At 41.4% G+C, this 26,040-nt stretch carries 28 protein-coding genes; 15 read left to right on the forward strand and 13 right to left on the reverse strand.

Going from position 1 to position 26,040, the window contains the following annotated elements; genetic code table 11:
• The first annotated feature begins 24 nt into the window (after positions 1 to 24).
• Positions 25 to 459 carry a hypothetical protein gene (locus ACN20O_RS14180; RefSeq protein WP_491634569.1) on the forward strand — a complete coding sequence of 145 codons (435 nt, stop codon included), beginning with the start codon at positions 25 to 27 and terminating at the stop codon, positions 457 to 459.
• 1 nt (position 460) lies between these two features.
• Here ACN20O_RS14180 and ACN20O_RS14185 read toward each other — a convergent pair whose 3' ends face one another.
• Entirely contained in the window at positions 461 to 1,843 is a 1,383-nt protein-coding gene (locus tag ACN20O_RS14185; protein ID WP_491634570.1) for an HD-GYP domain-containing protein, read from the reverse strand.
• A gap of 194 nt (positions 1,844 to 2,037) precedes the next feature.
• Between ACN20O_RS14185 and ACN20O_RS14190 the strand changes: the two genes are divergently transcribed.
• Together ACN20O_RS14190 and ACN20O_RS14195 are read left to right on the forward strand one after the other, a co-directional pair.
• Positions 2,038 to 3,081, forward strand: a complete 1,044-nt coding sequence (locus ACN20O_RS14190; protein ID WP_491634571.1) for an alkene reductase — start codon at positions 2,038 to 2,040, stop codon at positions 3,079 to 3,081.
• Positions 3,082 to 3,146: 65 nt separating this feature from the next.
• Positions 3,147 to 4,157 carry an SGNH/GDSL hydrolase family protein gene (locus ACN20O_RS14195; protein ID WP_491634572.1) on the forward strand — a complete coding sequence of 337 codons (1,011 nt, stop codon included), beginning with the start codon at positions 3,147 to 3,149 and terminating at the stop codon, positions 4,155 to 4,157.
• Here the strand turns inward: ACN20O_RS14195 and ACN20O_RS14200 are convergent.
• Positions 4,114 to 5,013, reverse strand: a complete 900-nt coding sequence (locus ACN20O_RS14200) for a LysR family transcriptional regulator (RefSeq protein ID WP_491634573.1) — start codon at positions 5,011 to 5,013, stop codon at positions 4,114 to 4,116. The genes ACN20O_RS14195 and ACN20O_RS14200 overlap by 44 nt on opposite strands.
• Before the next feature lie 92 nt (positions 5,014 to 5,105).
• On the opposite strand from ACN20O_RS14200, the gene ACN20O_RS14205 reads away from it, so the two are divergent.
• From ACN20O_RS14205 to ACN20O_RS14225, 5 genes are all read left to right on the forward strand, one after another.
• Positions 5,106 to 6,215, forward strand: coding sequence for an S-(hydroxymethyl)glutathione dehydrogenase/class III alcohol dehydrogenase (locus ACN20O_RS14205; RefSeq protein ID WP_491634574.1), 1,110 nt, complete (start codon positions 5,106 to 5,108; stop codon positions 6,213 to 6,215).
• Between the two features lie 16 nt (positions 6,216 to 6,231).
• On the forward strand, positions 6,232 to 7,053 hold the full coding sequence (fghA, locus tag ACN20O_RS14210; protein WP_491634575.1) for an S-formylglutathione hydrolase: 822 nt from the start codon (positions 6,232 to 6,234) through the stop codon (positions 7,051 to 7,053).
• Between the two features lie 80 nt (positions 7,054 to 7,133).
• Entirely contained in the window at positions 7,134 to 7,940 is an 807-nt protein-coding gene (locus tag ACN20O_RS14215) for a response regulator (protein WP_491634576.1), read from the forward strand.
• Between the two features lie 93 nt (positions 7,941 to 8,033).
• Positions 8,034 to 8,855, forward strand: coding sequence for a substrate-binding periplasmic protein (locus ACN20O_RS14220; protein WP_491634577.1), 822 nt, complete (start codon positions 8,034 to 8,036; stop codon positions 8,853 to 8,855).
• Between the two features lies 1 nt (position 8,856).
• The gene (locus tag ACN20O_RS14225) at positions 8,857 to 9,660 is read left to right on the forward strand and encodes a substrate-binding periplasmic protein (RefSeq protein ID WP_491634578.1); all 804 of its coding nucleotides are present in this window, start codon (positions 8,857 to 8,859) and stop codon (positions 9,658 to 9,660) included.
• Here the strand turns inward: ACN20O_RS14225 and ACN20O_RS14230 are convergent.
• The 3 genes from ACN20O_RS14230 to ACN20O_RS14240 all read right to left on the reverse strand — a co-directional run bounded on the left by ACN20O_RS14230 (position 9,638) and on the right by ACN20O_RS14240 (position 10,960).
• Positions 9,638 to 10,039: a hypothetical protein gene (locus ACN20O_RS14230; RefSeq protein ID WP_102243029.1), complete on the reverse strand. Its 402-nt coding sequence runs from the start codon at positions 10,037 to 10,039 to the stop codon at positions 9,638 to 9,640. The two genes, ACN20O_RS14225 and ACN20O_RS14230, sit on opposite strands and share 23 nt — an antisense overlap.
• Positions 10,036 to 10,431 carry a hypothetical protein gene (locus ACN20O_RS14235; protein ID WP_491634579.1) on the reverse strand — a complete coding sequence of 132 codons (396 nt, stop codon included), beginning with the start codon at positions 10,429 to 10,431 and terminating at the stop codon, positions 10,036 to 10,038. The genes ACN20O_RS14230 and ACN20O_RS14235 overlap by 4 nt, the downstream gene beginning before the upstream one ends.
• 112 nt (positions 10,432 to 10,543) lie before the next feature.
• The gene (locus tag ACN20O_RS14240) at positions 10,544 to 10,960 is read right to left on the reverse strand and encodes a hypothetical protein (protein WP_491634580.1); all 417 of its coding nucleotides are present in this window, start codon (positions 10,958 to 10,960) and stop codon (positions 10,544 to 10,546) included.
• Positions 10,961 to 11,203: 243 nt separating this feature from the next.
• On the opposite strand from ACN20O_RS14240, the gene ACN20O_RS14245 reads away from it, so the two are divergent.
• The 6 genes from ACN20O_RS14245 (at position 11,204) to hemN (ending at position 17,470) form a co-directional block, all read left to right on the forward strand.
• Positions 11,204 to 12,100, forward strand: a complete 897-nt coding sequence (locus tag ACN20O_RS14245; RefSeq protein WP_491634581.1) for a hypothetical protein — start codon at positions 11,204 to 11,206, stop codon at positions 12,098 to 12,100.
• A 142-nt stretch (positions 12,101 to 12,242) separates the two neighbouring features.
• Positions 12,243 to 13,001, forward strand: coding sequence for a hypothetical protein (locus ACN20O_RS14250; protein ID WP_491634582.1), 759 nt, complete (start codon positions 12,243 to 12,245; stop codon positions 12,999 to 13,001).
• Between the two features lie 484 nt (positions 13,002 to 13,485).
• A complete protein-coding gene (locus ACN20O_RS14255; protein WP_491634583.1) occupies positions 13,486 to 14,436 on the forward strand; it encodes a hypothetical protein in 951 nt (316 codons plus the stop codon).
• A 59-nt stretch (positions 14,437 to 14,495) separates the two neighbouring features.
• Positions 14,496 to 15,662 carry a mechanosensitive ion channel family protein gene (locus ACN20O_RS14260; protein WP_491634584.1) on the forward strand — a complete coding sequence of 389 codons (1,167 nt, stop codon included), beginning with the start codon at positions 14,496 to 14,498 and terminating at the stop codon, positions 15,660 to 15,662.
• Positions 15,663 to 15,795: 133 nt separating this feature from the next.
• Positions 15,796 to 16,146, forward strand: a complete 351-nt coding sequence (locus tag ACN20O_RS14265; RefSeq protein ID WP_491634585.1) for a high-potential iron-sulfur protein — start codon at positions 15,796 to 15,798, stop codon at positions 16,144 to 16,146.
• Positions 16,100 to 17,470, forward strand: a complete 1,371-nt coding sequence (gene hemN / locus ACN20O_RS14270; RefSeq protein ID WP_491634586.1) for an oxygen-independent coproporphyrinogen III oxidase — start codon at positions 16,100 to 16,102, stop codon at positions 17,468 to 17,470. The genes ACN20O_RS14265 and hemN overlap by 47 nt, the downstream gene beginning before the upstream one ends.
• Here hemN and ACN20O_RS14275 read toward each other — a convergent pair whose 3' ends face one another.
• Positions 17,471 to 17,911 carry a universal stress protein gene (locus ACN20O_RS14275; RefSeq protein ID WP_491634587.1) on the reverse strand — a complete coding sequence of 147 codons (441 nt, stop codon included), beginning with the start codon at positions 17,909 to 17,911 and terminating at the stop codon, positions 17,471 to 17,473.
• A gap of 174 nt (positions 17,912 to 18,085) precedes the next feature.
• Here ACN20O_RS14275 and ACN20O_RS14280 point away from each other — a divergent pair, with 174 nt between their 5' ends.
• On the forward strand, positions 18,086 to 18,493 hold the full coding sequence (locus ACN20O_RS14280; protein WP_491634588.1) for a CBS domain-containing protein: 408 nt from the start codon (positions 18,086 to 18,088) through the stop codon (positions 18,491 to 18,493).
• Positions 18,494 to 18,498: 5 nt separating this feature from the next.
• Here the strand turns inward: ACN20O_RS14280 and ACN20O_RS14285 are convergent, their stop codons facing one another.
• The 7 genes from ACN20O_RS14285 to ACN20O_RS14315 are packed head-to-tail and all read right to left on the reverse strand — an operon-like array spanning position 18,499 to position 26,038.
• On the reverse strand, positions 18,499 to 19,218 hold the full coding sequence (locus ACN20O_RS14285; protein ID WP_491634589.1) for a sulfite exporter TauE/SafE family protein: 720 nt from the start codon (positions 19,216 to 19,218) through the stop codon (positions 18,499 to 18,501).
• On the reverse strand, positions 19,199 to 20,599 hold the full coding sequence (gene ccoG / locus ACN20O_RS14290; RefSeq protein ID WP_491634590.1) for a cytochrome c oxidase accessory protein CcoG: 1,401 nt from the start codon (positions 20,597 to 20,599) through the stop codon (positions 19,199 to 19,201). The genes ACN20O_RS14285 and ccoG overlap by 20 nt, the downstream gene beginning before the upstream one ends.
• Positions 20,596 to 21,183, reverse strand: a complete 588-nt coding sequence (locus ACN20O_RS14295; protein WP_491634591.1) for a cbb3-type cytochrome c oxidase N-terminal domain-containing protein — start codon at positions 21,181 to 21,183, stop codon at positions 20,596 to 20,598. The genes ccoG and ACN20O_RS14295 overlap by 4 nt, the downstream gene beginning before the upstream one ends.
• 1 nt (position 21,184) lies before the next feature.
• Positions 21,185 to 21,370: a cbb3-type cytochrome oxidase subunit 3 gene (locus ACN20O_RS14300; RefSeq protein WP_491634592.1), complete on the reverse strand. Its 186-nt coding sequence runs from the start codon at positions 21,368 to 21,370 to the stop codon at positions 21,185 to 21,187.
• Complete coding sequence (gene ccoN / locus ACN20O_RS14305; protein WP_491634593.1) at positions 21,367 to 23,517, reverse strand: cytochrome-c oxidase, cbb3-type subunit I; 2,151 nt, start codon at positions 23,515 to 23,517, stop codon at positions 21,367 to 21,369. Before ccoN ends, ACN20O_RS14300 begins: the two co-directional genes overlap by 4 nt.
• Complete coding sequence (gene ccoS / locus ACN20O_RS14310) at positions 23,514 to 23,693, reverse strand: cbb3-type cytochrome oxidase assembly protein CcoS (protein ID WP_491634594.1); 180 nt, start codon at positions 23,691 to 23,693, stop codon at positions 23,514 to 23,516. The genes ccoN and ccoS overlap by 4 nt, the downstream gene beginning before the upstream one ends.
• On the reverse strand, positions 23,684 to 26,038 hold the full coding sequence (locus tag ACN20O_RS14315; protein ID WP_491634595.1) for a heavy metal translocating P-type ATPase: 2,355 nt from the start codon (positions 26,036 to 26,038) through the stop codon (positions 23,684 to 23,686). Before ACN20O_RS14315 ends, ccoS begins: the two co-directional genes overlap by 10 nt.
• Between the last annotated feature and the right edge of the window lie 2 nt (positions 26,039 to 26,040).

Raw genomic sequence — 26,040 nt, forward strand, 5'->3', positions numbered from 1 at the left:
GGTCACAACTTTTAGGAGAGTTTCATGAAGAGTCTCATTATCCTTGGTCTTGCGTTGTTTACGACGTCTGCCTTTGCTTGCACGGATTTCTCCGGCGACTACCGCACAGAAGAAAATACTTATTATTCAATCGAACAAAACGGCTGCGAAAGCATGTACGTGGTTGATGAAACTGGTGCTAACGAGATGATCTTTGATGGCGTTGAAAGACTACTTCATGAATACGATATTGAAGTTGAGGGGGCCTTCCTTGCTCATGTTCAAATCTATTTAAAAAGTGAAATGAAAGGTGAGAAATGGGTTTATTATGAAAGAGACGTGGTGACTTACAAGGGTGGTGAAGTGGAAGAAGAAAAGAAATGGGCGGAAGTCTCTTTCAATGAAGACACAGACCTGTTGACTGTTCTTCACAATCAAGATGGCTCAACTGAAACATACGTCGACGTCCGCAACAGATAATTTAGAATTTATTGTTCATAAAAAAATCATCGAGCATAACGAGTAATTGGGGATGAAACTTCATATTTAAATGAGTGGATTCCCCATGATGCTCACGCAGTCTCTGCCAGGCCTCAAAAACCGAAATCGGCTTTTCTCCAGGCTTCACTGTATTGAAATAATCAAAGCTGCTTAAGATCGACACCAGGGCCACCGGAAGCGGGAGAGTTCTGCCCGCTAGTCCCGCTGGAAAACCTGTACCATCGTAATTCTCATGGTGGTGTGTAATGATTTTTTCCATCACAGGCGTGAATGGGATGAGCTTCTTTCTTAAAAGCTCCAACGAATAAGTCACATGCTTTTTATATTCGCTCAGTTCTTCCGGGGTGAGATCTGTTTCTTTTTTCTTGATGATTTCCTGAGAGATTTCAGAGAAACCAATATTATGGATCATGGCCGCCAGGGCGATTTCGTGACGTGGCTCAAGCTGACAGTGAATAGAGAAAATCAACGAATAAATCCCGCAGTTCATACTGTGGGCCAGAGTACTCCAGCGCGGATAAGGTAATTCTGCCAAACAAGCAGAAGAGCTGGGAAAGCTGCAGATGAGTTTTTCCAGTTGATAAACGATATCGAGACCTTTGTTGTAAAGTTCAATTCCAAAAACCACCATGCCATCACTGGAAAGGTCAAAAACCTGAATTAACCATTGACGGAATTGGTTACGAATTGAAGCTAAGCTCTCAGAGTAATAAAGAGCATCACCATTTTTTCGAAGTGAAGAAAGAAATGATGAAAGATTGGCCTCCTCAACATAAAGATGGCGGATATTGGCCGAAAGAACTTTTTCACGTTTATCTTCAGAAAAAGGCACCCCCGCTGGAAGAAAAGGAAGATAGCGGTTACTTAATGAAAGGTGATGGTAAAGATCCACTGGGAAAATGGCGTTGATAGGAAGATCGCGCAGAACAATCGTTCTAAATGTTCTTTTGCGAAGAACACCAATTAAATACACCATGCGGTTAATGAGAATGGCCTTGCGATCCATGATAAGAACCGCCCCACATTTGCGGGCAAAGTCTCCTTCACGTGCCAAGAGTTTATTCACCAGAAGAATAATGGTCATTCCGTTATTGACTTGAGTTCCGTATTGAGAGAGTTCGATAAAGGGAATTTCTTCTTTGTCATCGTAGTATTTTTCGTAATAATTCTTTGATGGGTTAGTGGTCTTTGCATCAAGAATCATCACATGGATCGGGCCTTTATGAAGCTCATCCATGGCCTCTTCTGTATTGTTAACTACGATAAAAGTAGTCTCTTCACCGAAGGCCGGTGCTATGGTTGTTTTGATTTCTGGGTCGTCGGAAACGAGTAGGACATTCTGTCGCCATTCTGGTGCTTTCATTTTATTAGGATAGCGGAAATCGCAGAAGAGAAAATGAGTAAAGTCAGGTTTTTTTAAGTGCTTGTTTTATGCATCAGTTACCAGTTTGTGTCTTAGACGTGAGTTTGTAAGGTAATTAATTGTTTTTACATTTAAACGGATTGAGTCCATGATAACTCTTTGAAGCAGTCAATTACCATCTGGAGGAAAGATTTATGTCTGTGCTGTTTGATCCGATCGAATTAGGAAATTTAAAGCTGGCCAATAGAATTGTCATGGCCCCTTTAACTCGTGCGCGCGCTGGTGTGGAGAGAATTCCTAACGAGCTGATGGCCGAGTACTACGCTCAAAGAGCGAGTGCTGGACTTATTATTTCAGAGGCCACTTCAGTGACACCAATGGGAGTTGGATATGCTGACACTCCAGGGATCTGGTCGAAAGAGCAAGTTGAAGGATGGAAAAAAGTCACAGAGGCCGTTCACTTAAAAGGCGGAAGCATTGTTCTGCAATTGTGGCACGTCGGAAGAATTTCTGATCCCATTTTTTTAGATGGAAAACAACCTGTGGCCCCAAGTGCAATTAAACCAGCGGGGCATGTGAGTTTAGTGCGTCCAGTAAAAGAATATGTCGAACCAAGAGCGCTTGAGCTCTCAGAAATCCCAGGCATCGTTGAAGCCTATAGAAAGGGAGCAGAGAATGCGAAGCTTGCTGGTTTTGATGGAGTGGAAATCCACGGGGCCAATGGATACCTGTTGGATCAGTTCTTACAAGATAAAACAAACACGCGCACAGATCAGTATGGTGGGAACATTGAAAACAGAGCGCGCTTAGCTCTTGAAGTTGTCGATGCTGTCTTAACTGTATGGGATGCAGGAAACGTAGGTTACCATATTGCTCCTCGCGGAGACTCGCACGATATTGCAGATTCAAACCCAGAAGCAACATTCACTTATTTAATGAAAGAATTAAACAAGAGAAGACTGGCGTTTGTTTTTTCACGTGAGCACCAAGGTGCGGGATACTTGGGGGAAAAACTAGCAAAAGCTTTTGGTGGTCCATACATTGTTAACGAAAAACTGGATAAAGAGACCGCTGAAAAAATTATTAAAAATGGACACGCTACGGCCGTAGCTTTTGGGATGAATTATATTTCAAATCCAAAACTGGTTTTAAAGTTAAAAGAGAATCAACCTCTGACTCCCGTGAACTTTGAAACGATCTACGCTAAAGGTGCAACTGGGTATACTGATTACCTCTAAGCACTTAGTGTCTTGTACAAAATTTATTTTCATGCAAAAATGATCTCACAACGTTGAGGTCATTTTTGCTAAAAAAACTTCTTTTAATTCCGACTGCACTTTTTGTTGTCTTTCTCGCGTGTGAGATTGGAATCCGCATTTATGGATGGGCCCCATTGCCAGCAACCTATGCGGGAAAAAGCTACTCATCACTTCCTAATGGACGCTTAGAATGCATGAACCCGGAAGTGAGCAGGCCTTATTTCAGCGGGGCCGGAAACAATAATCCGGGCTGCGTTTTTTACTCAATCAACAATCTTGGCTTTAGAAATAATTATCCAATAGGCCTAAAGACTCCTGATCTTAAACGAGTTGCTGTGGTTGGAGACTCTTTTACTTATGGTTTTGGTGTTCTTGAAGAGGACACATTTGAATCTAAGTTAGAGGAGATGTGGAAGCTTGAGGGAATTAAAGTAGAAGTCATCAACGCCGCAGAGCCGGCCGCAGCTTTACCTGATTACAGACGCATTTTAAATGAAAAGGTGAAAGGGCTTTCACCTGATATTTTAATCGTCGGAATTAATCTTAACGACATCATGACTTTTAATTCATCACTTATCATTGAGAAAATTTCCCACAAATACGATTGGGGGATTCGCAAGGTAAGTAAGCTGGTTGATTTTTTCTGTTATACGATGGAGCGCAGACAGTCTTCAGAAGAAAATATTAAAACGATTTTAGATTCATTTACGCCGGAGAGAGTGGCGGCCTTTGAAGCTTTCGTAAAAGACTTAAAGCAATTTGCAAATACTCAGAAAACTGAATTATACGTCATCGTTCATCCGATTTTCTTTAATCTTGAAAACTACAACTTCACTTCTGTTCATGAAAAAGTGGATAGTATTTTGAGAAATGAAGGAGTGGCCTTTCATGATTTCTTAGAGGATTTTAAAGGGAAAAAATCAGAGGATTACTGGATCACGCTTAATGATCAGCATCCGAATGAGAAGGCCCATCAGGTTTATTTTGATTTTCTCTTTAAAGAATTCGGACCTAAAATAAGACGTCCGAGTATCCCTCCGACAAAAACACCTTAAGCTCATTAATGAACGTACTAACGTTCAAATTCTGCTTATTTCTCGCCGGAGTCACCGCCCAAATATCTTTTTTCCCTTCGCTGTAATCTTCAAGCAACCCAACTAGAGTTCCATCTTTGATATGAGAAAAAACATATGACCCAGGAAGCCTCACAATCCCCAAACCATCAAGCGCCGCCTGTAAAACCACGCGTGGGTTATTCGTTTTTAAATTCCCACTCACTGTCACAGATTTACTTTTCCCATTTTGTTTAAAGGCCCATTGATTCTGTCCACCGAGGCAATTGTAATCTTTAAGCGCTTCAAGAGTCTGAGGTTTTTTATGTTTTTTTAAGTATTCAGGGGACGCACAAACATACTCGCGACGGGAAGCTATCTTTTGAGCAAAGAGAGAGGAGTTAGAAAGCTCTCCAATCCTGATTCCCACGTCGTAGCGTTCAGCAATTAAGTCGACAATACGTGTGTCGAAGTTGAGCTCAATCGTTAGCTCCGGGTATTTTTTTGCCATCCCAATTAAAACGGGAGCGATATAGTTTTCACCAAAGACGCCGGCAAGTGTCACACGAAGAAGACCGCGGGGTTTATCTGAAGGAGTAACCAATTCTGCGCGGGCCGCTTCAAGATTTTGAAGCGAAGACTGACAGTTCTTTAAGAATTCTTCACCGGTGCTTGTTAGCTGGACTTTCCTTGTTGAGCGAAAAAAGAGGGCAATACCCACTTCATCTTCCAAGGCCTTAATGGTCTTACTCACATGAGATTTCGAGATTCCAAGGGAGCTTGCCGCCTTCGAGAAGCTTCCTAGCTCGCTCACCCTTACAAAGGTCAAAATGCACTGAATCCATTTTATTGTTTCCATGGGGAAACAGTGTTGTTCTTCCAGAGAGGATAGTCAAGTCCCGATGGGGGAAGTATGATCTTTTTTCAAGTTTTTTTATACGGGGGGAAACAATGAAAGTAAAAGCAGCAGTAGCGTGGGGACCAGGTCAGCCACTTAAAATAGAGACAGTTGATTTAGAAGGGCCAAAAAAAGGAGAAGTCCTGGTTCGTATTGTGGCCAGCGGTGTTTGCCACACGGACGCTTACACTCTTTCAGGTGTAGACCCAGAAGGGATCTTTCCGGTTATCCTTGGACACGAAGGAGCGGGGATCGTTGAAGAAGTTGGAGAAGGTGTGACATCACTTAAAAAAGGTGACCACGTTATCCCTCTTTACACTCCAGAGTGTGGAACTTGTAAATTCTGTACATCGGGAAAGACTAACCTTTGCCAACGCATTCGCGAAACTCAAGGGAAGGGATTGATGCCAGATGGGACATCTCGTTTCTCAAAAGACGGCAAGCCAATCTTCCATTACATGGGAACATCTACATTTGCTGAATACACAGTATGTGCAGAAATCTCTCTAGCTAAAATTGATAAAGAAGCCCCATTAGATAAAGTATGTCTTCTTGGTTGTGGTGTAACAACTGGTATCGGAGCTGTTTTAAATACAGCGAAAGTAGAAAAGAACGACAACGTTGCTGTTTTTGGAATTGGAGGAATTGGTCTTTCAGTTATCCAGGGAGCAAAAATGGTTGGCGCTAAAAAAATCATCGCTGTTGATATCAACAACTCAAAAGAAGAAATGGCGAGAAAGTTTGGAGCAACAGACTTCGTTAACCCAAAAGAAATCGATGGAACGATCGTTGATCAAATCGTAAAGATGACTGACGGTGGTGTTGAGCATTCTTTTGAGTGCGTAGGAAATACAACTCTTATGAGACAAGCTCTAGAGTGTTGTCACAAAGGTTGGGGACAATCGACAATTATCGGTGTTGCGGCTGCAGGACAAGAAATTTCAACTCGTCCATTCCAACTGGTAACAGGAAGAGTGTGGAAAGGATCAGCTTTCGGTGGAGTAAAAGGAAGAACAGAACTTCCAGGGTACGTTCAAAGATATATGAAAGGTGAAATCAATATTGATGACCTGGTAACTTTCACAATGCCAATCGAAGACATCAACAAAGCTTTCGATTACATGCACGAAGGAAAGAGCATCAGAAGTGTTGTGACTTTCTAATTTTAGAGGAGAACTTATGAAACAATTAAAGTCTCATAAAACATTCGAAGGAAAAACGGAGTTCTGGTCACACGAGTCGGCAGCGACAAAAACAGAAATGAGGTTTTCAACTTTTATTCCCAATGGGGAAGTGAAAGGCTGTTTAATCTGGCTTTCAGGTCTGACATGTACTGAAGAAAATTTCATTACAAAGGCCGGAGCGCAAAAGTTTTTAGCTGAGAAAAAGTTAATGGTGATTGCACCGGATACTTCACCAAGAGGACTCAATCTTCCAGGTGAGCACGACTCTTACGACTTTGGTTCAGGAGCGGGCTTTTATTTAAATGCGACAACTCCAGGTTACGCTGATCACTACAAAATGTACGACTATATCGTTAATGATCTCTACAACGTGATCACTAACGAGTTTAAAGTAAAAAACGTTTCAATCTTTGGCCACTCAATGGGAGGCCATGGTGCTTTAATCATCGGGCTTAAGAATCCGGACAAATTTAAAGCGGTGTCAGCATTTTCTCCAATCGTGCACCCAAGTGTTTCACCATGGGGAATAAAAGCATTTAATGGCTATTTAGGAAGTGAAAAAAGCGCGTGGGCAACTTACGATGCCACCGAACTTTTACTGACTGGTAAAAAGCATCCGGCGAAAATCCTGGTTCACCAAGGTCTTCAGGATGAGTTTTTTGCTAAGGAACTTCTCACAGAACACCTAAGAGAAGCGGCCCAAAAAGCAGGGCAGGATTGTGAGATTAATCTTTGTGAAGGTTATGACCATAGTTACTATTTTATCTCGACATTCATGGAGGCCCATGTGGCCCACCATGCGAAGTATTTGAATTAATCTCTCTTCTAAGAAGCCGGGAAAGGGAAAAACTTTCCCGGCCTTCTGTTATAGACCTATTTTCATGGATAATTAATTTCATGAAGAATAATTTATCCATCCTGGTTATCGACGACGAAGTTTCATTAGGCGACGTTTATATCAATTTCTTAAGCAAGCTTGGGGCGACAGTTAATTACTCTGATCACCCACAGAAGGGATGGAGGGCCATAGAAAAAGAAAAGTATGACCTGATTATCACTGATCTTAAAATGCCCGTGATCGCTGGAGATGAATTTATTTCGATCGTCAGAGGATCAAAACTCAATTCACACACGCCAATCATTCTTTGTTCTGGGTTTATCAATAAGCTGGTTGTGACAGAAATGACCAGAGAAAGTAAAATTTACTTCCTAAGTAAGCCATTCGATAGCAAATCGCTTTTAGAGCTGGTTGATAAGGCATTAGGAGTAAAAAAATCAGACGAGGAGTCTGAGAGCTGGGCCTTGAATGAAAAGTGGCTAGCGGCCTTTACTGATAAGTTAAGTGAGGTGGTTAAAGAAAAAGTGAACATCGTTAATATTAACCAATTCGAACTCTGGAATTTTGAATCTATTGGCGCGCATTTTACGATCATGGTTAATAATGAGCATCTTAACGTTTCTCTTTTAATGAAGGGAAAAACCTTTTTAAAAGTCGCGGGCCTTGTTCAGGGCACGCAATACAAAGACATCGAACCGGAAATTCTACAGGTCTGGAAAGAGCTTTTAGAGGGAGCACTGGAAGGCACGGGGCGGGTGAGTTTTTCAAAAATTCTAAGTCAACAGATCATCCGTCAACCAGGGCATAAATCAGCTTTTTTTAAGTTACATGGAACCTTTGGCGAAGTTTTAGTTTATTTAAATTAACCAAAGACTTGAAACTTCTTATCTAAAATAATGCTTAGGACATTGAGGAAAGCTTAAGATTCATTCCATCAAAAATTAGGATAAAATAGGACAATGAATTGGTACGCCCAACTCTCTAAATTTATTATAATTGCAGGAATTCTACAGCTATTTTTTTTTACCACACAGATTTTTGGTCGCGAATTTGTACGCCTGACAACAGGTGAGTGGTCACCCTATATTTCAGAAGAATTAGAAAATAAAGGATTAATCGCTCAAATTGCCAGTGAGGCCTTTGCTCTTCAGGATGTTGAAGTGAAACTTTTCTTTTTCCCATGGCAGCGAGTGTATCAACTTTCCAAGACAGGCGAGTACGACGGGACCCTGGCCTATGCCCGCACAGTTGAAAGAGAAAAATTTTATTATTATAGTGAGCCTGTCTATACCGGAAAGTATGTCTTATTTCATTTGAAGGCACACCCATTTAAGTGGGATAAATATGAAGACTTAAAAGATATCCGCATTGCAGCTACCCGTGGATTTGGTGGAATGGGCAAAGAATTTATCGCGGCGGAAGAAAAAAAAGTCATTCATGTTGAGCGATTGGTCTCTGATATTCAAAGTTTTCATATGCTCTTTTTAGGAAGAGTGCAGGCCGTAGCCTCTGATATGGAAGTTGGTTATGTCCTTTTGAAAAAAAATTTTCCGGCAAAAGAAATTAGTTATGTGACCCACAATGATCATATTATCCAAACAGCTAAGTACCACCTGGTTTTAGCAAATAACTTGAAAAAGAATGAAGGGCTTATCAAGAAGTTTAATCTAGGACTTGCCCAGTTAAGAAAGAGCGGGCGATACGATCAGATCATTAAAGATTTTTACCAGAAGAAAGTTTACAAAGAAGCTGTACCCTCAAAACTCCTTACATACGATTAAAATGAAAAATAGTGTGACTTTTTTACTTGCGGCCTTTTTTTGTTTTTCCCTTCAGGGAAAAGAAGTCGTGAGGCTAGCAGCAGGGGAGTGGCCTCCTTACATTTCAGAAAAACTGGATTATTACGGAATTATTTCTCATCTGACGACTGAGGCTTTTGCCACTCAGGGGATTGAAACGAAGATTGAATTTTATCCCTGGCAAAGAGTGCATCAAGTCTCCAAAAATGCAGAAGTCGATGGGGCCTTTGCATATGTGCATACTCCCGAAAGAGATGAGACTTATCTTTTTAGCGAACCTATTTACCAGGGAAAGTATGTTCTCTTTCATTTAAAATCCACCAAGCTTCAATGGAAGGATTACAAGGATCTTAAAGACATCAGGATTGCCGCTCCTCGAGGTTTTGGAGGAATGGGGCCTGATTTTTTGGCCGCGGAAGAAAAGAAAGTAATTACTGTTGATCGCGTGACGACCGTTGAACAAACTTTCAATATGCTCTTTTTAGGGAGAGTGCAGGCAGTTCCCAGCGATTTAGAAGTCGGATACGTCCTGGTTCGTCAGAACTTTGATAAAAAAGATTTTGACCGACTCACCCATAATGAGAAAGTCATTCACCTGGCGAAGTACTGCCTGATCATGCCAAAAAAATCCAAAAAAAGTGCTGGGTTGATTAAGAAATTTAATCTTGGGATTGAAGCTCTTCAAAAGTCCGGACGCTATAATCAGATTGTTAAAGATTTTTACAGCAAGAAAGTTTACAGAGAGTCACTACCTCCGAACTATACTAGTAGCGCGCAGGTCTTCTAAAGCGCAGGCGCTGGTTTAAACCTGTTCTCCAGATAAAATGCACAATCAAACACGAGGTGAAGGCCGAAAGGCCTAAAACGCCTCCAGGACCTTTCATATAAAGAATCAGGAAATGGAAGATAAAGCTGAAGATGATACTCGAAAGAGCGATCTGCAAACGGTTGAGTCTTTTAGGGTCAGTCATTCCAATGAATGAAGAACCTAAAAACACGGCATGAAGAACCGGGATGAGTGGATCAGTAAAAAAGGAAGTGAGTCCAATAAACATCAAAGTGAGAAATGAGGAGGCGCGCACACTACCAAAATGTTTAGTTAGGGCCAGAGAGTGCGTCAGCTGGGCCGCTGCTTGTGAGACAATTAAAGTGAGGATGAGTTTCATGATAAATTCCTCAAGATAATAATCACAATAATCGTCGTCACAAAGGCCACTGTTCCGAGTTTGCCACCGAAACCACTTAGGTGTGGTCTGCTCCAAAGGTAGAGACTTGTTCCAATGAGAGAAATAAAAAAGATATGCCCTGGACCACTTAAGTATTCAGTGTGGGTCATTCCAGCAAACGAGCCGGCGTAAATCACGGCGTGGATACCGGACTTTTCAATGTCTTTGGAAAACCAATAAAAACTTCCTACAAATCCAATGAGAGCAGATGACAGAACTGGTGAGAAACCAAAACTCGTCTGAAGTGTGTAACAAAGTAGACACGACAAATAGAAGGCCAGGAATTTGGTCACAAATACTTTCGTAGTCTTAGGATTAATAGCTTGGATCATCCTTAGAGAATAATACTGAGTTAAGAAGTTGTCACAAGAAGTTTATAGTTTCTAATAAAAAAGGCTTCCACTAGGGAGGCCTTTTTATTTGTTGTGTGTGTGCAATAGGAACTTAAGAAATTTTGCTTGCTTCAAGTCTTGCCAGAGTTTCAAGGTGACGATCAATTTCTGCCTGGATTTCAGCATTTCTAGCGTTGTTTACTCTTAGCTCTTGTTCAAGGGCAGTGATCGTTAATGTCAGAGTATCGATTTCTTTATCAATCAAAGCGATTTTTTCCAGTCTCTTTTGAGCTAAAAGTTTTGTTGCTTCTTCAGCTTTTTTTAGGGCCGTGTTGTCTTCAAGTTTTGTAGCTTTTGCTATTGCATTTGTATTGGCCGTTGTTGCTTTAGGGAAGTTAAACTTCTTTTGAGCTGTCACCGGAGTTCTTAAAGATTCTTGTTTTAGTTGCTCGCTTCTTGCTTTCATATCTTTTGGCAGATCAGTTGATTTAACAAAGTAAATCCCCATACCAGCCAAAACTGTTAACATTGCAATTCCTTCAATCATAAATCCCTCTCGTGTGCGATTAATCCTAATGCCCTATCGTAACAAGTTTCGGCCCCTCCATGGGGCTTTGATGTAAAAAATGCTTCCCTGTCAAAGTTTTAGACACTTTTTAGCCTTTTTAAGGACCTATTTTTAGTAGTTTAGATCTTGTAAGGATTCTCTGCTGGAAGAGGGGCGTGGCCGGCACATATATTATCGTGTTTTTTAATTTAGAAGGAGTTTACCATGCTTAAGATGTTATGCTTGTTCTTGGTTTTGCAGACTACTGCCTTTGGCGCTGGGATTTCTGTATCTGTTAATGAGAAAAAAGAAGTGGGCGCTTTCAGCGTTGGTGTTGGATCGACTTTTACTTTAAAAAGTGATGATGACAACTTAAATGGGGCCGCAACCTTTTTAGGAAAAGTGATTCATTCAGATGGCAATGAATCTTATCAAATGTACCTGGATAAAAAGGGGAAGAAAGTTTACTACATTGATTCAACAGATTTTGCCCGCAAGAATTCAAAACTTCAAACAGTGATCGATCCGTATGAGCAGGCCGGTGGAACGTGCACAGCTTATGCGATCTACGGCTTCTTACAACAAACTCATCTTTCAGGGTTTGAAGGAACAGGAGAGCTAGCGACAACTCTTTCTTTTGAAGACACGCGCACACATTTATTAGCAGACGCTATTAATGAATATTACCTCACTCCAGCTCACCGATACTCAATCAGAGGAATTCTTGATAAGTACGGAAAGAATTTTGGATTTAAATGTAAAAAATTTCAAATGGACACATATGAATCGGCCAAAGCACATGTGATGAAGCAACTTGATCAAGGCTCACCTGTTATTGTTTCATTCAATATCGGGCCTAAGATGGTTAAGTCTCCTTTTGAGCTTGAAATGTATGGGCAGACAAAACCAGAAATGGATGGACGTCTGTGGATTCCAAGAAAAGTAGGAGAGAGAAACAGCGGTGGTCACACGATCGTGGCAGCAGCTTCTTTCACACATAAAGACCGCTTGTATTTTGTGATGGTGGACTCTGACTGGTCAGAGCCAAGAATCTGGGATGCAGAAGAAACCCTAAATAATAAGACAGCGGTTTCTGAAATCGAATTTGTCACATGCAAATAATCTGAGTTTCCTCATAAAAAGGCGTAAAATGTTGCTACTAAGAGCAGCATTTACGCCTAAAATTCTAAAAAAACATTCAAAAGTCATCATTCTTTAGTTACTCTTTTTGAAATTTACTTTGACCCATTTAAGAGGAATATTCATGAAACATTCATTCCAGAACTTTCAAGTAGACCACATGACACTTCTGCTTCAGCCGCGCCTTTATAACGTCGCGTACGTTGCTTTCAATGTTATCTTTGGAGTGACTCCAGAAAACCTTCTTTATGAAAAAAGAAGAGAATGGGTTCCGGGACAAGGTGAGCAGTCACTAACATTTGCGGTTCAAGTTGGTCAGGCTGCTCCTGATGACAAAGCAAAAAACAAAACGATCTTCGCCGTTGTTCAACCTTCAGAGCCATTGACTCAGCCATCTCACGTTAGAGAGATGCTTGACTCTCACAACTCTGCGGCCCTTTGGCAACACGTAGCTTTAAGAACAAATGATCTTTTAGCTTTCCATAAATTCGCGCTTGAGCGCGGAGTTCAATTCATCACTCCAATCCTAAAAGATGACCATGATGACCTGATTCAGGTTTTCAGTGGAGAGTGGTTCTACCCGGGAATCAGATCGAGCGGGATGTTCTTTGAGTTCGTTCAAAGAAGACCAAGTGCTGATAGCCTACTGGCAATCCAGGAAGCAAACCGCGAGTTATGGTTTAGAGATAAAACATTCCTTGGCCTTTACGGAGAAAAAGAGCGCGAGTACCAAAGCGGTAACGTGACACCATTTCTTGATTTCGCTTTATTTGAAAAAATTGAAAACGAAATTAAAGGACTGAAAATCTGGGAAATCACTCCAGATCATATCCAGCGTTGCGAAGATATGATGATTGATTTCACTAAGAAGAAAAATTCATAAAACAAAGGGCCCCTCTTACGAGGGGCTTTTTTTGATCAAAACATTTTGCTCAAGGGAAATTTGGTATAAAAGAGCCGAAAAAGAAGTCTTATTTCCACACTATAAATTCTATGAGGATGCAATATCATCGAGTTAACTTAAATCATCAGTTGGCATCGAGAGTGCAATATTAAAAGACAAGATGGCCAGATAAACAGTCTGGTTGGTGCTAGTGAAAGTGTATTGAATAGCTAACGCCCAAGTCATTTAAGAGTTAAAAAGTATGTTTGAAGAGTTACGATTGATGAAATCCACACTCCGATGAATACGTAAAAGATGGTTCATTAACATGCTCCGATCGATTGTTTTAACTTGAAGAACTTGATCCGAAAAAATCAATAAGAAGCCATCCTTTAACGGGTGGCTTTTTTATTTTATGACCAACTTAAATAGGATTGATTTGGTGCTCATTGCTCATCGTTGTTTGATAACCTAATCTCTCGTTATGAAGAAAACAATCTTACTATTCATTTTGTCGGGAGTCTTAGCGTCTTGTGTAGGTGATAGTGGAAGTGTATCTAACTTTGGCGGTGAGGGAACCATTTTATCAACTTATACCGACAGACCTTTTCCTGCGGACAATCCGTGGAATCAGGACATCTCAAGAGAGCCTGTCGATCCCAACTCCGATATTTACATCAACTCATTAGGAAGAACTGCGACTATGCACCCGGACTTCGGTACGTGGTGGGATGGTGCTCCCAACGGGCAGCCATTCATTGTTGTAACTGGTAAACAGAAAAAAGTCCCTGTGACTTTTGAATATGCTAGAGAAAGTGATCCTGGACCTTATCCAATACCTGCGGATGCACCAATACAAGGCGGACCGAATGGTTCCGGCGATAGACACGTGATTGTCGTCGATAAAGACAACAATCTTTTGTATGAACTCTACCGTGCTTTCCCTGATGGCAATGGTGGATGGACTGCGGTGTCGGGAGCTGTCTTTGATTTAGCTTCTAACAAAATGAGACCAGCGGGACATACTTCTGCCGATGCAGCAGGACTCCCGATTTATCCAGGTCTGGTCCGTTATGATGAAGTGATGGTTAAAGGAGAAATCAATCACGCGATTCGTTTTACGGCCAATAGAACACGCCATGCCTACGTGTATCCTGCAAGACACGCGGCCGGAGACTCTAACGACCCGTCTCTGCCTCCCATGGGGATGCGTGTGAGACTGAAAGCTAATTATGACATCTCTTCTTATTCGGAGAGTGTGCAAGTCATCCTGCGCGCTTTAAAGAAGTACGGGATGATTCTTGCTGACAACGGTGCAAGCTGGATGATCAGTGGCGAGCCTAACGATAATTGGAACGACCAAGAACTGCATACCATTAAGCAGGTTCCAGGAAGTGCCTTTGAAGTCGTTAAAATGGGAACTTTGAACCAATAAAGATTAAACATACAATTAAAGTTGACTGAGATAAATCATTTCTTCTAAACTTTTATTGTATGTTCAATAATTACACTTTTCACATAAAGGCCTTAATCAACCTAGGGATCTCAACTGCGATCATCGTCGCTATTTTCTATTGCTGTCAATTAGCTCTTCGACTTTTGAACAAAAAGAAGCATGCATGGTTGAGACCTCTGCATTTTAAGAATAACGAAATCGTTTCGGTTGAAATGATATCGAAAACCCTGGCCAACACAGTAAGGGTTCTTCAGTGGATTCTTATTTTATCCGCTCTTTATATCTCGATTCCTTATATTCTTCAGGAGCTGCCGACAACTCACGATTATGCTGTTACGTTGATGAGTTCTGTTCAAAGAAATTTGTGGCAAGTGGGCGATAGCCTTCTTAATTTCATTCCAAACATCTTCTTTATTGCTTTTGTTATTTTTATCACCAGAGGAATCGTAAAATTTCTCAAATTTATTTTTTTAAAAATTGAAAGAGACGAATTGGTCATTGATGGATTTTATGCTGAATGGGCCAATACAACTTTTCAACTTCTGCGCTTTTTGATCTGCATGTTTGCTCTGGTTATTATTTATCCATATCTTCCTGGTGCAGGAACAAAGGCACTGGAAGGAGTATCGGTTTTTGTCGGTCTAATGATCTCTCTGGGCTCTTCATCGGCCATTGCCAACATCATAGCAGGTGTGATGATTAGTTATATGCGTGCCTTTAGAATCGGTGACTACGTCAAGATTGGTGATTCAATGGGAAGAGTTGTGGAGAAGGGGCTTATCGTAACGAAAGTGATGACTTATAAAAACGAGGAAATTACTATCCCTAATACGCAAATCTTAAGTTCACAAGTGACAAACTATACAACTCAAGCTCAAGACCGCAATCTCATCCTGTATACAACCATTACTATTGGCTATGATACGCCTTGGACAAAGGTGCATAAAATGATGATAGAGGCGGCTGAGAGATCGACGTTAATTTCTAAAGATAAAAAACCCTTTGTGCTACAAACTGCTTTAAATGATTTTCATATATCCTACCAACTTAATGCCTTTACTGAGCACGAAGACAAAATTCCAGGCGCCTATTCTGAACTTCACCAGAACCTCCAGCAGGTCTTTGCTGAAAATCAAGTTGAGATCATGTCTCCGGGCTTTACAGTGCTTAGAAACCAACCTAAAGATACAACACCTGTGCTTTAACGTCGGTTCTTACAGGGACATCTCTGCCTCAATTTGCTGCACTTAAATTATTCTTCAGAAACTGATATGAATCATGGTTCTTGGACGCAAAAGATCTATTATGGGTTTACATAGAAACATTTTGGAGAAATTTATGGAAGACAAATTGACTAGAAGATCCTTCTTTCAGATGGCGGTCGCAGCAGCGACAATCGTTCCATTTGCATTGAAGGCCACTAAGTCGCTAGCTGCTGACAGCTGCCCTAAGGGACCACCTGCAGGCAAGTCAATCGCTTCTGGGACTGAGGGAATGGGAAAAGGTTTAGAGTACGTTGTAGACGCTAAAACTTCAAAAAACGCCAAGTATAAAGCGGGTATGGATTGTGGGAACTGTAAGTTCTTCAATGCCGCTAAAGCTGAAGGGGGATATGCTCCTTGTACAATGATGGGAATGAAATATGTTTCTACTTGTGGATGGTGTAAATCTTATGCAAAAAAAGCATAACGAACTTCTTTTAAAATACAATCGCCCCGGTCCCAGATACACTAGTTATCCACCGGTACCATTCTGGAAAGGGGCGCCTGATGAAACGATGTGGATTGGTCATTTAAAAACTATCTACAGCGATAAAGAGGGAATGGACCTTTATGTGCATGTCCCTTTTTGTGAAAAGCTTTGTTACTATTGTGGATGCAATCGCATCATCACTAAAAATCATGACAATGAAGAAAAATATGTAGATCTCATTTTAAAAGAATGGGGCATGTATAAAACACAACTGGGGTTTACTCCAGTGATTAATTCCTTACACTTTGGTGGAGGAACGCCGACATTTTTATCGGCAGAAAATTTAGAGAGACTTATCCAGGGACTGACTGAAAAAAGAAGTCCTTCCTTTATAGGGTCAATTGAAATTGACCCACGAACAACAAAACTAGAGCATCTGGATTGTTTTAAGGAAAACGGTATTGGTCGCGTCTCATTGGGTATCCAGGATTTCGACGATAACGTGCAAGCGGCGATTAATCGCAAGCAATCTTTTGAGCTGGTTGAAAATCTGGTCAATGAGTTAAGAGCACGTGGGATTGATTCTATCAACTTCGATGTTATCTATGGCCTTCCAAGACAAACAGTAGAGACAATCACTGGAACGTTTGAGTTGATTAGAAAATTAAAACCAGATCTCATTGCTTATTATAGTTATGCACACTTGCCAGAAAAGTTAAAGAATCAACGCTTGATTAAAACAGAAGAACTGCCAGATGCACAAACGAAACATGCCCTTTATGAAAAAGGAAAAGAGCTGCTGGCCATGGATGGTTATGAAGATGTAGGAATGGATCATTTTGCCCTTCCAAACAATTTTCTTTATCAGGCAAAAGTAGAAAATAGGCTTCATAGAAACTTTATGGGCTATGTAGATAAAAAATCAAAAATTCTCTTAGGACTTGGCCCCTCTTCGATTTCAGATTCATCTTTGAGTTTCATGCAGAATGAAAAAGGCTTTAATGAGTACGAAAGGAAAATACAGGCAGGGAAACTTGCGGTGATGAACGGACACGTTCACGAATCTGATGATCTTGGTGCGCAGGAAATTATTTTAAACCTGATGTGTAAAGACGAAGGTGAGATTAAAGGCAATACTCCCTATTTGGATGAGATTTTAAGAGAGCTGGAAGAGTTTCAGCGCGATGGTCTTCTCATTATCAAAGACAATAAGATTAAAGTTCTCCCTGAAGGAAAAAAGTTCATCCGTAATGTGGCCATGACTTTCGATTTTTATTTCAGAGAGAAAATGCCAAAAGACAAATTCAGCCAGACCATCTAATTACTTAGATGGTCTTAAGACTAAAATATCACATGGTGAGTACTTGCAAAGGAAGTCAGTAAATGAGCTGGAGAAAAATCCGGCAATCCCGTGTCTTCCTCTGGTTGCAGTCACAACTAAATCTGCATTAACTTTTTCTAAATAGTCTTTCACTTTTGCCTCAGGGCTATGGTCAAAGAAACATTTAAAAGTGGCCTGAGTTTCAGGCAATCCGAGAGTTTTTGCCAGGTTTTTCTGAATGGCCACAGCGCTTGATTCAATTTCAGCATACTGTGATTCAACAGGGTAGACGAAAGCACTTAGCTCCGAATTGTAGACTTGAATTTCGATGACAGTCACAAAGTGAACTTTCGCATCTGTGAGGTCCAGGTCGCGTTTTAGCTTCGCCAGTGTTTTGATACTATCTTCTTCGAGTGAGGCACAAAGAACGTAATTTTTCATAGGATCCTCCTGTATTCTTTTATTCTGGTATAGATAAAAGAAAATGACATTTATTTTATTGTTCATCTTTTGTTTTCTTTTTCCTGTGACGAAGATCATCTTTTAGGAAGCTTTTTATCAGGTTTGTCTCTGTTTATCAGTTGTAGAATGAAAACAACAATAAAGGAGGAACTTATGACGAAAAAAATCCCACAAATTCAGCGCTACATGACAACGACTCCCGTTACAATCGGAAGCCAGGAGTCTTTACTGTCAGCTAAGAGCATTATGAATGACCTTAATATCAGACACCTTCCAGTGGTGAATGAAGGTAGTATCCTAGGAGTGATTTCGGCCCGTGATATTGATTTTATCCAGGGAATCAGAGGTGTGGATCTTGCAACTCAAAAAGTTAAAGATGCTATGACGATTGAACCTTATATTGTTTCAGCAGAAACGGAACTAGATGAAGTATGTGGTGTTATGGCCTCACAAAAAATTGGCAGTGTTTTAGTTCAGGATAACAAAAAACTTGTCGGGATTTTTACCTGGGTGGACGCACTTAATGCTATGGCGGACCTGATGCAGACCCGCCTTAAATAATCACTTTAGTGACACATCATTTGACTTGCGGCCTTTCCATGGGAATCGGCCGCGGTCGCTTCATTAAACTTCACCACACGCACACTCACAGTCATGATCCCAATGAGGATTAAAGTCACCGCATAGGTTTTGGGAAGTTTGCTTTTAAAAGGGCTCAGGATTTTTTGAAACAGGCCAGGGGCCACAACCATCGCCGGAAGCGTACCAATCCAGAAGAAAATCATTGAGACTAAAGATAGAAGGGGATGTCCCAGTGCCATTGTACCTAATGCAATTCCATAAAGCAGACCGCAAGGAAGAAAAATAGATATCGTTCCAGTGAAGAAGGCCTTAGAGAATCCTTTATTTTTAAAGACAAGTTTTCTCCAAAGGATTCCGTAAAATGTCCCCATAAATTTAGGCATGGGAACTTCGGCTTTTTTTCCTCGGAAAGATTGGATTCCCCAGAAAAGGAAAAGCACTCCCAGGAATAATCCTGGGAGAAGCGATAATAGTGGTGAGTTTCCTTCAAATTTAACGAAGCTACCTAAGAAACCGGCAAAGAGGCCAATGGCCATGTAACCAAGTAGTCTGCCAGTCTGGTAGCGGTAGATGTCTTTTTCCTTGTCACAACTTGCAGTGACAAGTCCTCCGCACATTCCTACGCAGTGAAGGCTTCCGCCAAGACCTGCAAGAAATGAAACCCACGGAAAAAAATGTTGAATATCAATGGACAGGGCCGACAAGCACAACCTCCTTAGTTGCAATCACGTTTCCTGAGCTCATATCAACAATATCAATATTTATTTTTCTAGTCCCTCTCTCTAGTAAAGTCGGTGGAAACTTGAAGAAGACAATGACTTTCTTTTCAAAGTTAACCAGGTCAATAGGAGAGACTGGAGTAATAATCTTAATCTTATCCTGTAAGTCCGCTTCGTGCACTTTTAAAACCACTTTGTAATCAGCTCCACCCTGATGGTTGAATTTGACTGTAAAGCGGTTAGTGACGGTCTGATCAATGTAAGTGAACGTTTCGCTGCCTCGAAGGAAAAGAATCTGAAGATCAGTACTCTTATTGATGAAGAGAATAAAAATCCCCACAAAAAGAAGAGAGATGGCAGCATAGATCATTGATCTTGGGGTGATCGTTTTTCTTGGCACACCATTGAGTTCATTTTCAGAGCCATAGCGAATCAGACCAGTAGGTCTCTTCATTTTAATCATGATTTCATCGCAGGCATCAATACAGTTTGTGCAAGCAATACATTCCAGCTGAGTCCCACGTCTGATATCAATACCAGTAGGGCAGACTTTTACACAGTTGTAGCAGTTAATACAATCGCCTTCGTTTTCACGAAGAACGCCGGGAGTTCCTCTTCTTGGTTCACCGCGCTTTTTATCGTAGGCAATAACCAGAGAGTTTTCATCCATGATTACTGATTGCATTCTTCCGTATGGGCAGGCGATGATACAGAATTGCTCTCGGAACCAGCCAAAGTCTAAAAGAAAAATAGTTGTAATGATCATTGTTGCAACGAAGATCCCGAAGTGTTCAAGTGGGGATCCCATTGTCATATGAAACAATTCGCGTGGCCCTACGAAGTAGCCGATGAATGTATGGGCAATATGCAACGAGATAATAGCGAAGATAATCCATTTCAGCGATTTTTTAAATAGCTTCTCAACTGACATCGGTGCTTCATCCAGGGCCCTTCTTTCTCTGGCCGAGCCTTCGATAAAGGATTCAACTTTCAAAAAGAGGCTTGAGATAAAAACAGTCTGAGGGCATCCCCAGCCACACCAAACGCGGCCGAATAAACTAGTCATGAAAGCGATAAAAAAAATGGAAGAAATGATGATAAGAAAAAACAAAATGGGGTCAACACCGAAGAAAGTTGACCCCATAAATGTAAATTCGCGGTTAATGATGTCAATCAAGAGCGCTGGCTTCTTGTTGATGTATATCCAAGGCAAGACGAGATAAAGTCCGATTAAAATCCAATAGACGATATCTCTTCTGTCTTTCCAGATTCCTTTAACGTCCTCCGGGTGCAAATACACCCGGTTTCCGTGTTCATCAACAGTGCCTAAGCGCTCACTGTCCAGTTCAAAGCGGTTCTTGCTCATTCGACCTTGTTTCCTTGTGGTGCTTTACCACCAGCTTGATGAGTGTGGTGCAAAGTCTGAACGTAAGCGACAACCTGATAGATTTCGTCGCGGCTTAAAACCTCTGACCAGTTAGGCATACCGTTTTCGACTACGCCGTGGAAAACCACCGGATAAACAGTCTCTGGTGTTCCTTTGGCCCATAGCCAGTACTCGTCAGTTAAGTTCGGACCAATGTCTCCCTTACCTTTTTCAAGGTGACAGGCCACACAGTTGTTAGTGAAGACTTCTTCACCTTTTTTTATTCCTTCAGGTGTATTGAATTTAGCATACACTTCCGGATTAAAAGTAGCTTCCTGTTTCTTAAATTCTTCCTGAGCAGCAGCGACCACCGCGTAGTCCTTTTTGAACTCATCGCGAAGAGTAGGGCCGCCCATTAATTGATAGTATGTAAAGTAACAGATGGCAAACACAATCCCGCCCCAGAAAGTAGCAGACCACCACGATGGAAGCGGGTGGTTTAATTCCTGAATTCCATCGTAGTTGTGATCTAAGAGAAGATGTTTTTCATTTTCTTCTACATGAAGTTTAGTTTCTTGTTTCATATTAGTGTCCTCTTCTCATTTCAGTGACGGTGTCTTCTAGAGGGATCATCGAAGCCTTGTCATACATTCCTTTATTGTCTTTTTTATAAGTCCAGTATGTGTAGGCCGTAAAACAAACCACGAAGATGATAAGTCCTGTGATTGGCAGCCATGGCATATCAAAAGTGCTTAGAGCGTCCTGTTTCATTGTTGAACCTCCGATTTACCGTAATCCACACCAATGCGTTGTAGGTAAGCAATCAGCGGGATGATTTCTTTATCTAAAACTTTTTCTGGTACACCAGCTTCAACTAAGTTGTCGCGGATGGCCTGTGCTTGAGTTTGTGCATTGGCCACTGAAGCGTCGATCTCAGCTTGAGAGTAAGGAACACCCAGAGTTTGCATAACTTGCATTTTCTTTGGAAGAGAGCCGTAATCAGTTTTCTGATCAAATAACCAAGTATAACGAGGCATGATTGATCCGGCCGTTACTTCGCGAGGGTCCCACATGTGACGGTAATGCCACATATGTGGATATTTTCCACCAACGCGAGCTAAGTCTGGACCAGTTCTCTTAGAGCCCCATTGGAACGGGTGATCGTAGACGAATTCTGCAGCTTCAGAAGCTTTTCCATAACGAAGAACTTCGTGGGCCATTGGGCGAACAGTTTGTGAGTGACATAGGTAACATCCTTCACGGATGTAGATATCGCGTCCTAAAAGTTCAAGCGGAGTGTATGGTTTAACCACATCAAGTTTTGTGATGTACTGTTTAGATAAAACCGCAGGAACAATTTCAATTGCTGTCCCAACAAGGATGGCAACCAGTGAAAGAACAGCAAAAATCATCGGCCATCCTTCCAGTTTTCTGTGAGGAGCGGCCCCGTGTTCAATTGAAGATTCATCAAGAGCGTAAGCTTCGTAAACTTCTTCTTTGCCAACTGAACCAGACTTAGCTGTTTTGTATAAGTTATAGATCATGAGAACAAATGAAAAGAGTACGAATGTTCCACCAATTGCTCTTACCCAATACATTGGAACAATTTTTACAACTGATTCAATAAAGTTTGGATAAACGAGTTTTCCAGAAGCATCAACAGCTCTCCACATTAGTGACTGGCTGATACCGGCAATCCACATTGATACGATGTAGAGAATAATACCTATTGTAGCCGTCCAAAATTGGATAGTTGCTAAGCGCTTTGAGTAAATTTCAGCATTCCATAATCTTGGGACAAGAAAGTATAGAACACCAGCAGTTAATAAGTAATTCCATCCAATCGTTCCGGCGTGAACGTGCCCAGGAATCCAGTCGGTAAAGTGAGCAATTGAGTTTACTGATTTAATCGAAAGTAGTGGTCCTTCAAATGTCGACATACCGTAGAAAGTCAGGGCAAGGGCCATAAATTTAAGAACCGGGTCTGTACGAACTTTATCCCAAACTCCTCTAAGAGTTAAAAGACCGTTGATCATACCACCCCAGCTTGGTGCCCATAATGCAACTGAGAAAACCATTCCCAGAGTTTGTGCCCATTCCGGAAGTGTTGTGTACAGAAGGTGGTGAGGTCCGGCCCAGATATAAATGAATACAAGAGACCAGAAGTGAATAATTGAAAGTCGGTAAGAGTAAACCGGACGGTTCGCTGCTTTAGGAACATAGTAGTACATTAGACCTAAGAACGGAGTTGTTAAGAAGAAGGCAACCGCGTTGTGACCGTACCACCATTGAACCAGGGCATCCTGAACACCAGCGTACAGCGAATAAGATTTTCCAATTGAAACTGGGATCTCAAGCGAGTTGATGATGTGAAGAACAGCAACTGTAATGATTGTTGCGATATAAAACCAGATCGCTACATAAATGTGGCGCTCTCTTCTTCTGATAATTGTTCCAAAGAAGTTAACCGCAAAAACAACCCAGATAACCGTGATGGCGATATCAATCGGCCACTCAAGTTCGGCATACTCTTTTCCGGTAGTGATCCCAAACGGAAGAGTTAGTGCAGCAGCGACGATAATGAGCTGCCATCCCCAGAAGTGGATTCTGGAAAGTGTGTCATTAAAAAGTCTCGCTTTCAACAATCTTTGGTGAGAGTAGTAGATCCCCGCAAAGATAGCGTTACCACAAAACGCGAAGATGGCGGCGTTTGTGTGGAGTGGACGAAGACGTCCGAAAGTGGTCCATTGAAGACCAAGGTTAACGTGCCAATCAGCAAGCTGATAGGCGATTGTTACACCAAGAAGCAGAGCTACTGCCCCCCAGATAACTGTCGCGATGACAAATAGACGTACTATTTGATCATCGTAGGAAAAGTACTCGAGCTTCCCAGTTCGAGTGGATGCGTGCGCGTTCATAGTTCTCCCTTGTGGGTGTTGTTATTAGACACTTTGTTATGTTCATCTAAAAGCATTCTGTGTCCTGGTGTTTCCAGGTCATCATATTGGCCCTTCATTGTCATCCAAATAAATGAACCGACAAAGAAAGCCCCTAGTAAAAGTGCAAGAGGAATTAAAAAGGTGATTATTTCCATATTTTCCTCAAAGTTTTAGTTCCAGTTAAAGTTGAAATCAGCACAGTCAGTGAACTTAGAGGCATAATGATCGCAGCGGCCAGCGGCGAGATATGTCCTGTGTAAGCTAAAAAAACTGAAACGCTGTTATAGGAAATAGAAAGCACCAGGTTTCTGTAGATGACTTTCATCGTCTCTTTTGAGATCACCATCAGTTCAGCAACTGAAGAGAGTCCTGGGTAGTTCATGTAAACATCGGCAGCGCGAAGGGAAATATCCATCGCTCCATAAACGGCAATCCCTGTCCCGGCACTGGCCAGCGCGATTGCATCGTTAGCGCCATCTCCTACCATAATTGAGTTAGGAGTAGATCTAATGACCTGACTTTTTTTCTCAGGAGATAGCTCTGCCTGATACTCATCCTTAGTTAAACCAAGTTTTAAAGCAATCTCTTTTACGTGTTCTGCTTTATCACCGGAAAGAATCTGTAGTTTTAATCCTTCATTTCTTAAAGCGTTTAAGGAAGTCTGAGCATCTGGTCTTAAGGCGTCCTGAATTCTAAATTCCGCCACTAGGGCATGGTCTTCATAAATCCCGTAATTTTTAATTTCGTAAAAGTGTCCGTTGATATTTCCACTTACTCCGACACCTGGCATTTCCTTTAGGTCAGAAACATCATACTCGCGTGGAAGAGAAGATTTAACGAACTCCTTTAAACACATGGCCACTGGATGGAGAGAAGTTCTCTCCAGGTTGTGAATAATATCATACACCGGAAGAGCTGTTTGGTTGATAATATCCATCTGCATAACCTGAAGTTGGTTTTGAGTGATTGTTCCCGTTTTATCGATAAAGATTTTTTGGGCACGTGAAAGTTTTTCAATGACGGCGTCGTCTTTAATAATGATTCCCTTTTGGGCCGCTTTGGAAAGAGTGCGGATAAAAGTTAAGGGAGTCGCAATCGCCAAGGCACACGGGCAAGTGACGATAAGAAGAGTTAAGGCAAGTTCCAGCGCTTCTTTCTGACTACCATGGCGTGCTGTCACGAAGTAGAGGATAACTGAAAGAGTCAGAACTGCTCCGGCAAAGTATTTTGAAATCTGATTTGTGATATCAATGATCTGGGCCTTTTGCCCCCAACTACTTTCTACATTTTTTAAGATTTTTCCAAGGCGACTTTCGTGATTGGCCTTTTCAACCTCAATGATAAGTTCACCGCTCACATTCATTGTCCCAGAGAATACCTGGTCTTGAGCTTTGATTTTTTGTAGTCCTGATTCACCAGTTAGAAGAGAGTTATTCAGGTAAGATTCACCTGAGACTACTTTTCCATCGGCCGGGATAACCTGGTTTGGAAGAATTTTTAAGAGATCATTTGGTTTAATGAATTTAGGGTGGATTTCCACCACTTCGCTATGATTATTTTCATTCACCTTTAAAACACTTTCTCCCTGATAGAAGAAATGCAGGTCACTTGTGCTTAGACCTTTCTCCTGAATCAATTTCAGGAAGTAACGTGAAAGAAGCAGGAGGAAAACCAGGGCAGTCAGTGAATCGAAATAGTTTTCCGGCACGTGGTTGATCAGGTTATAAATTCCCATGATCCCACCCATAATAAGCGAGAGTGAAATGGGGACATCGATTGAAAGGGTTTTGTTCTTAAGAGCGATGTACGAGTTTTTATAAAACGGAAACGCACAGTAAGTTAAAACCGGAATGGCAAAGAGTACAGTCAGTGCATTAAAAACTTGTTCATATTCTGGCCCTGCCCCCGCATAAAGAGACACAGCATAAAGCATAATGTTTCCGGCGGCGGCGGCGGCGATACCGATTTTTAAAATCATTGAGCGTTCTTCTTTGATTTTTAAATCAGCTGTTGATTGATTGATTTTTAGTGGATGGGGGCGGTAACCGATTCCATCAAGCTCTTTGGCCACCAGAGAAAAGTCCCCAGTGCTGTCGATTGAAATCGTTGCCACAGAGCGACCCATGTTGAGTTTTGCTGAAAGAACACCTGGAACAAACGCCGGAAGCTTTTCAATAATCCAAAGACAGGCCAGGCAATGGATTCCTTCAAGGTAGAACTCCATTGTCAGTTCATTATTTAAATTTCTATAAGCGTACTCATTTAAGAACTCAGTGTCGTTCAGGTAAGAGTAGTGATTATTCTTTAATTCAACAGGTGCGCGTTTTTTTAAAAGCGCAACGTTCTTTTTGATGTCGTAGTATTCAGAGAGACCTTTAAAGTTGATGATGTTGTAAACAGTTAAGCAACCCTGGCAACAAAATGGCCCGGCATCATGATCGCAATCTTTTTGGTAGTAAGCTGTAATGACTTCCTGGTCGCAGTGAATACAAGCACTCATTA

It is taken from the genome of Bacteriovorax sp. As-1 (assembly GCF_058446905.1).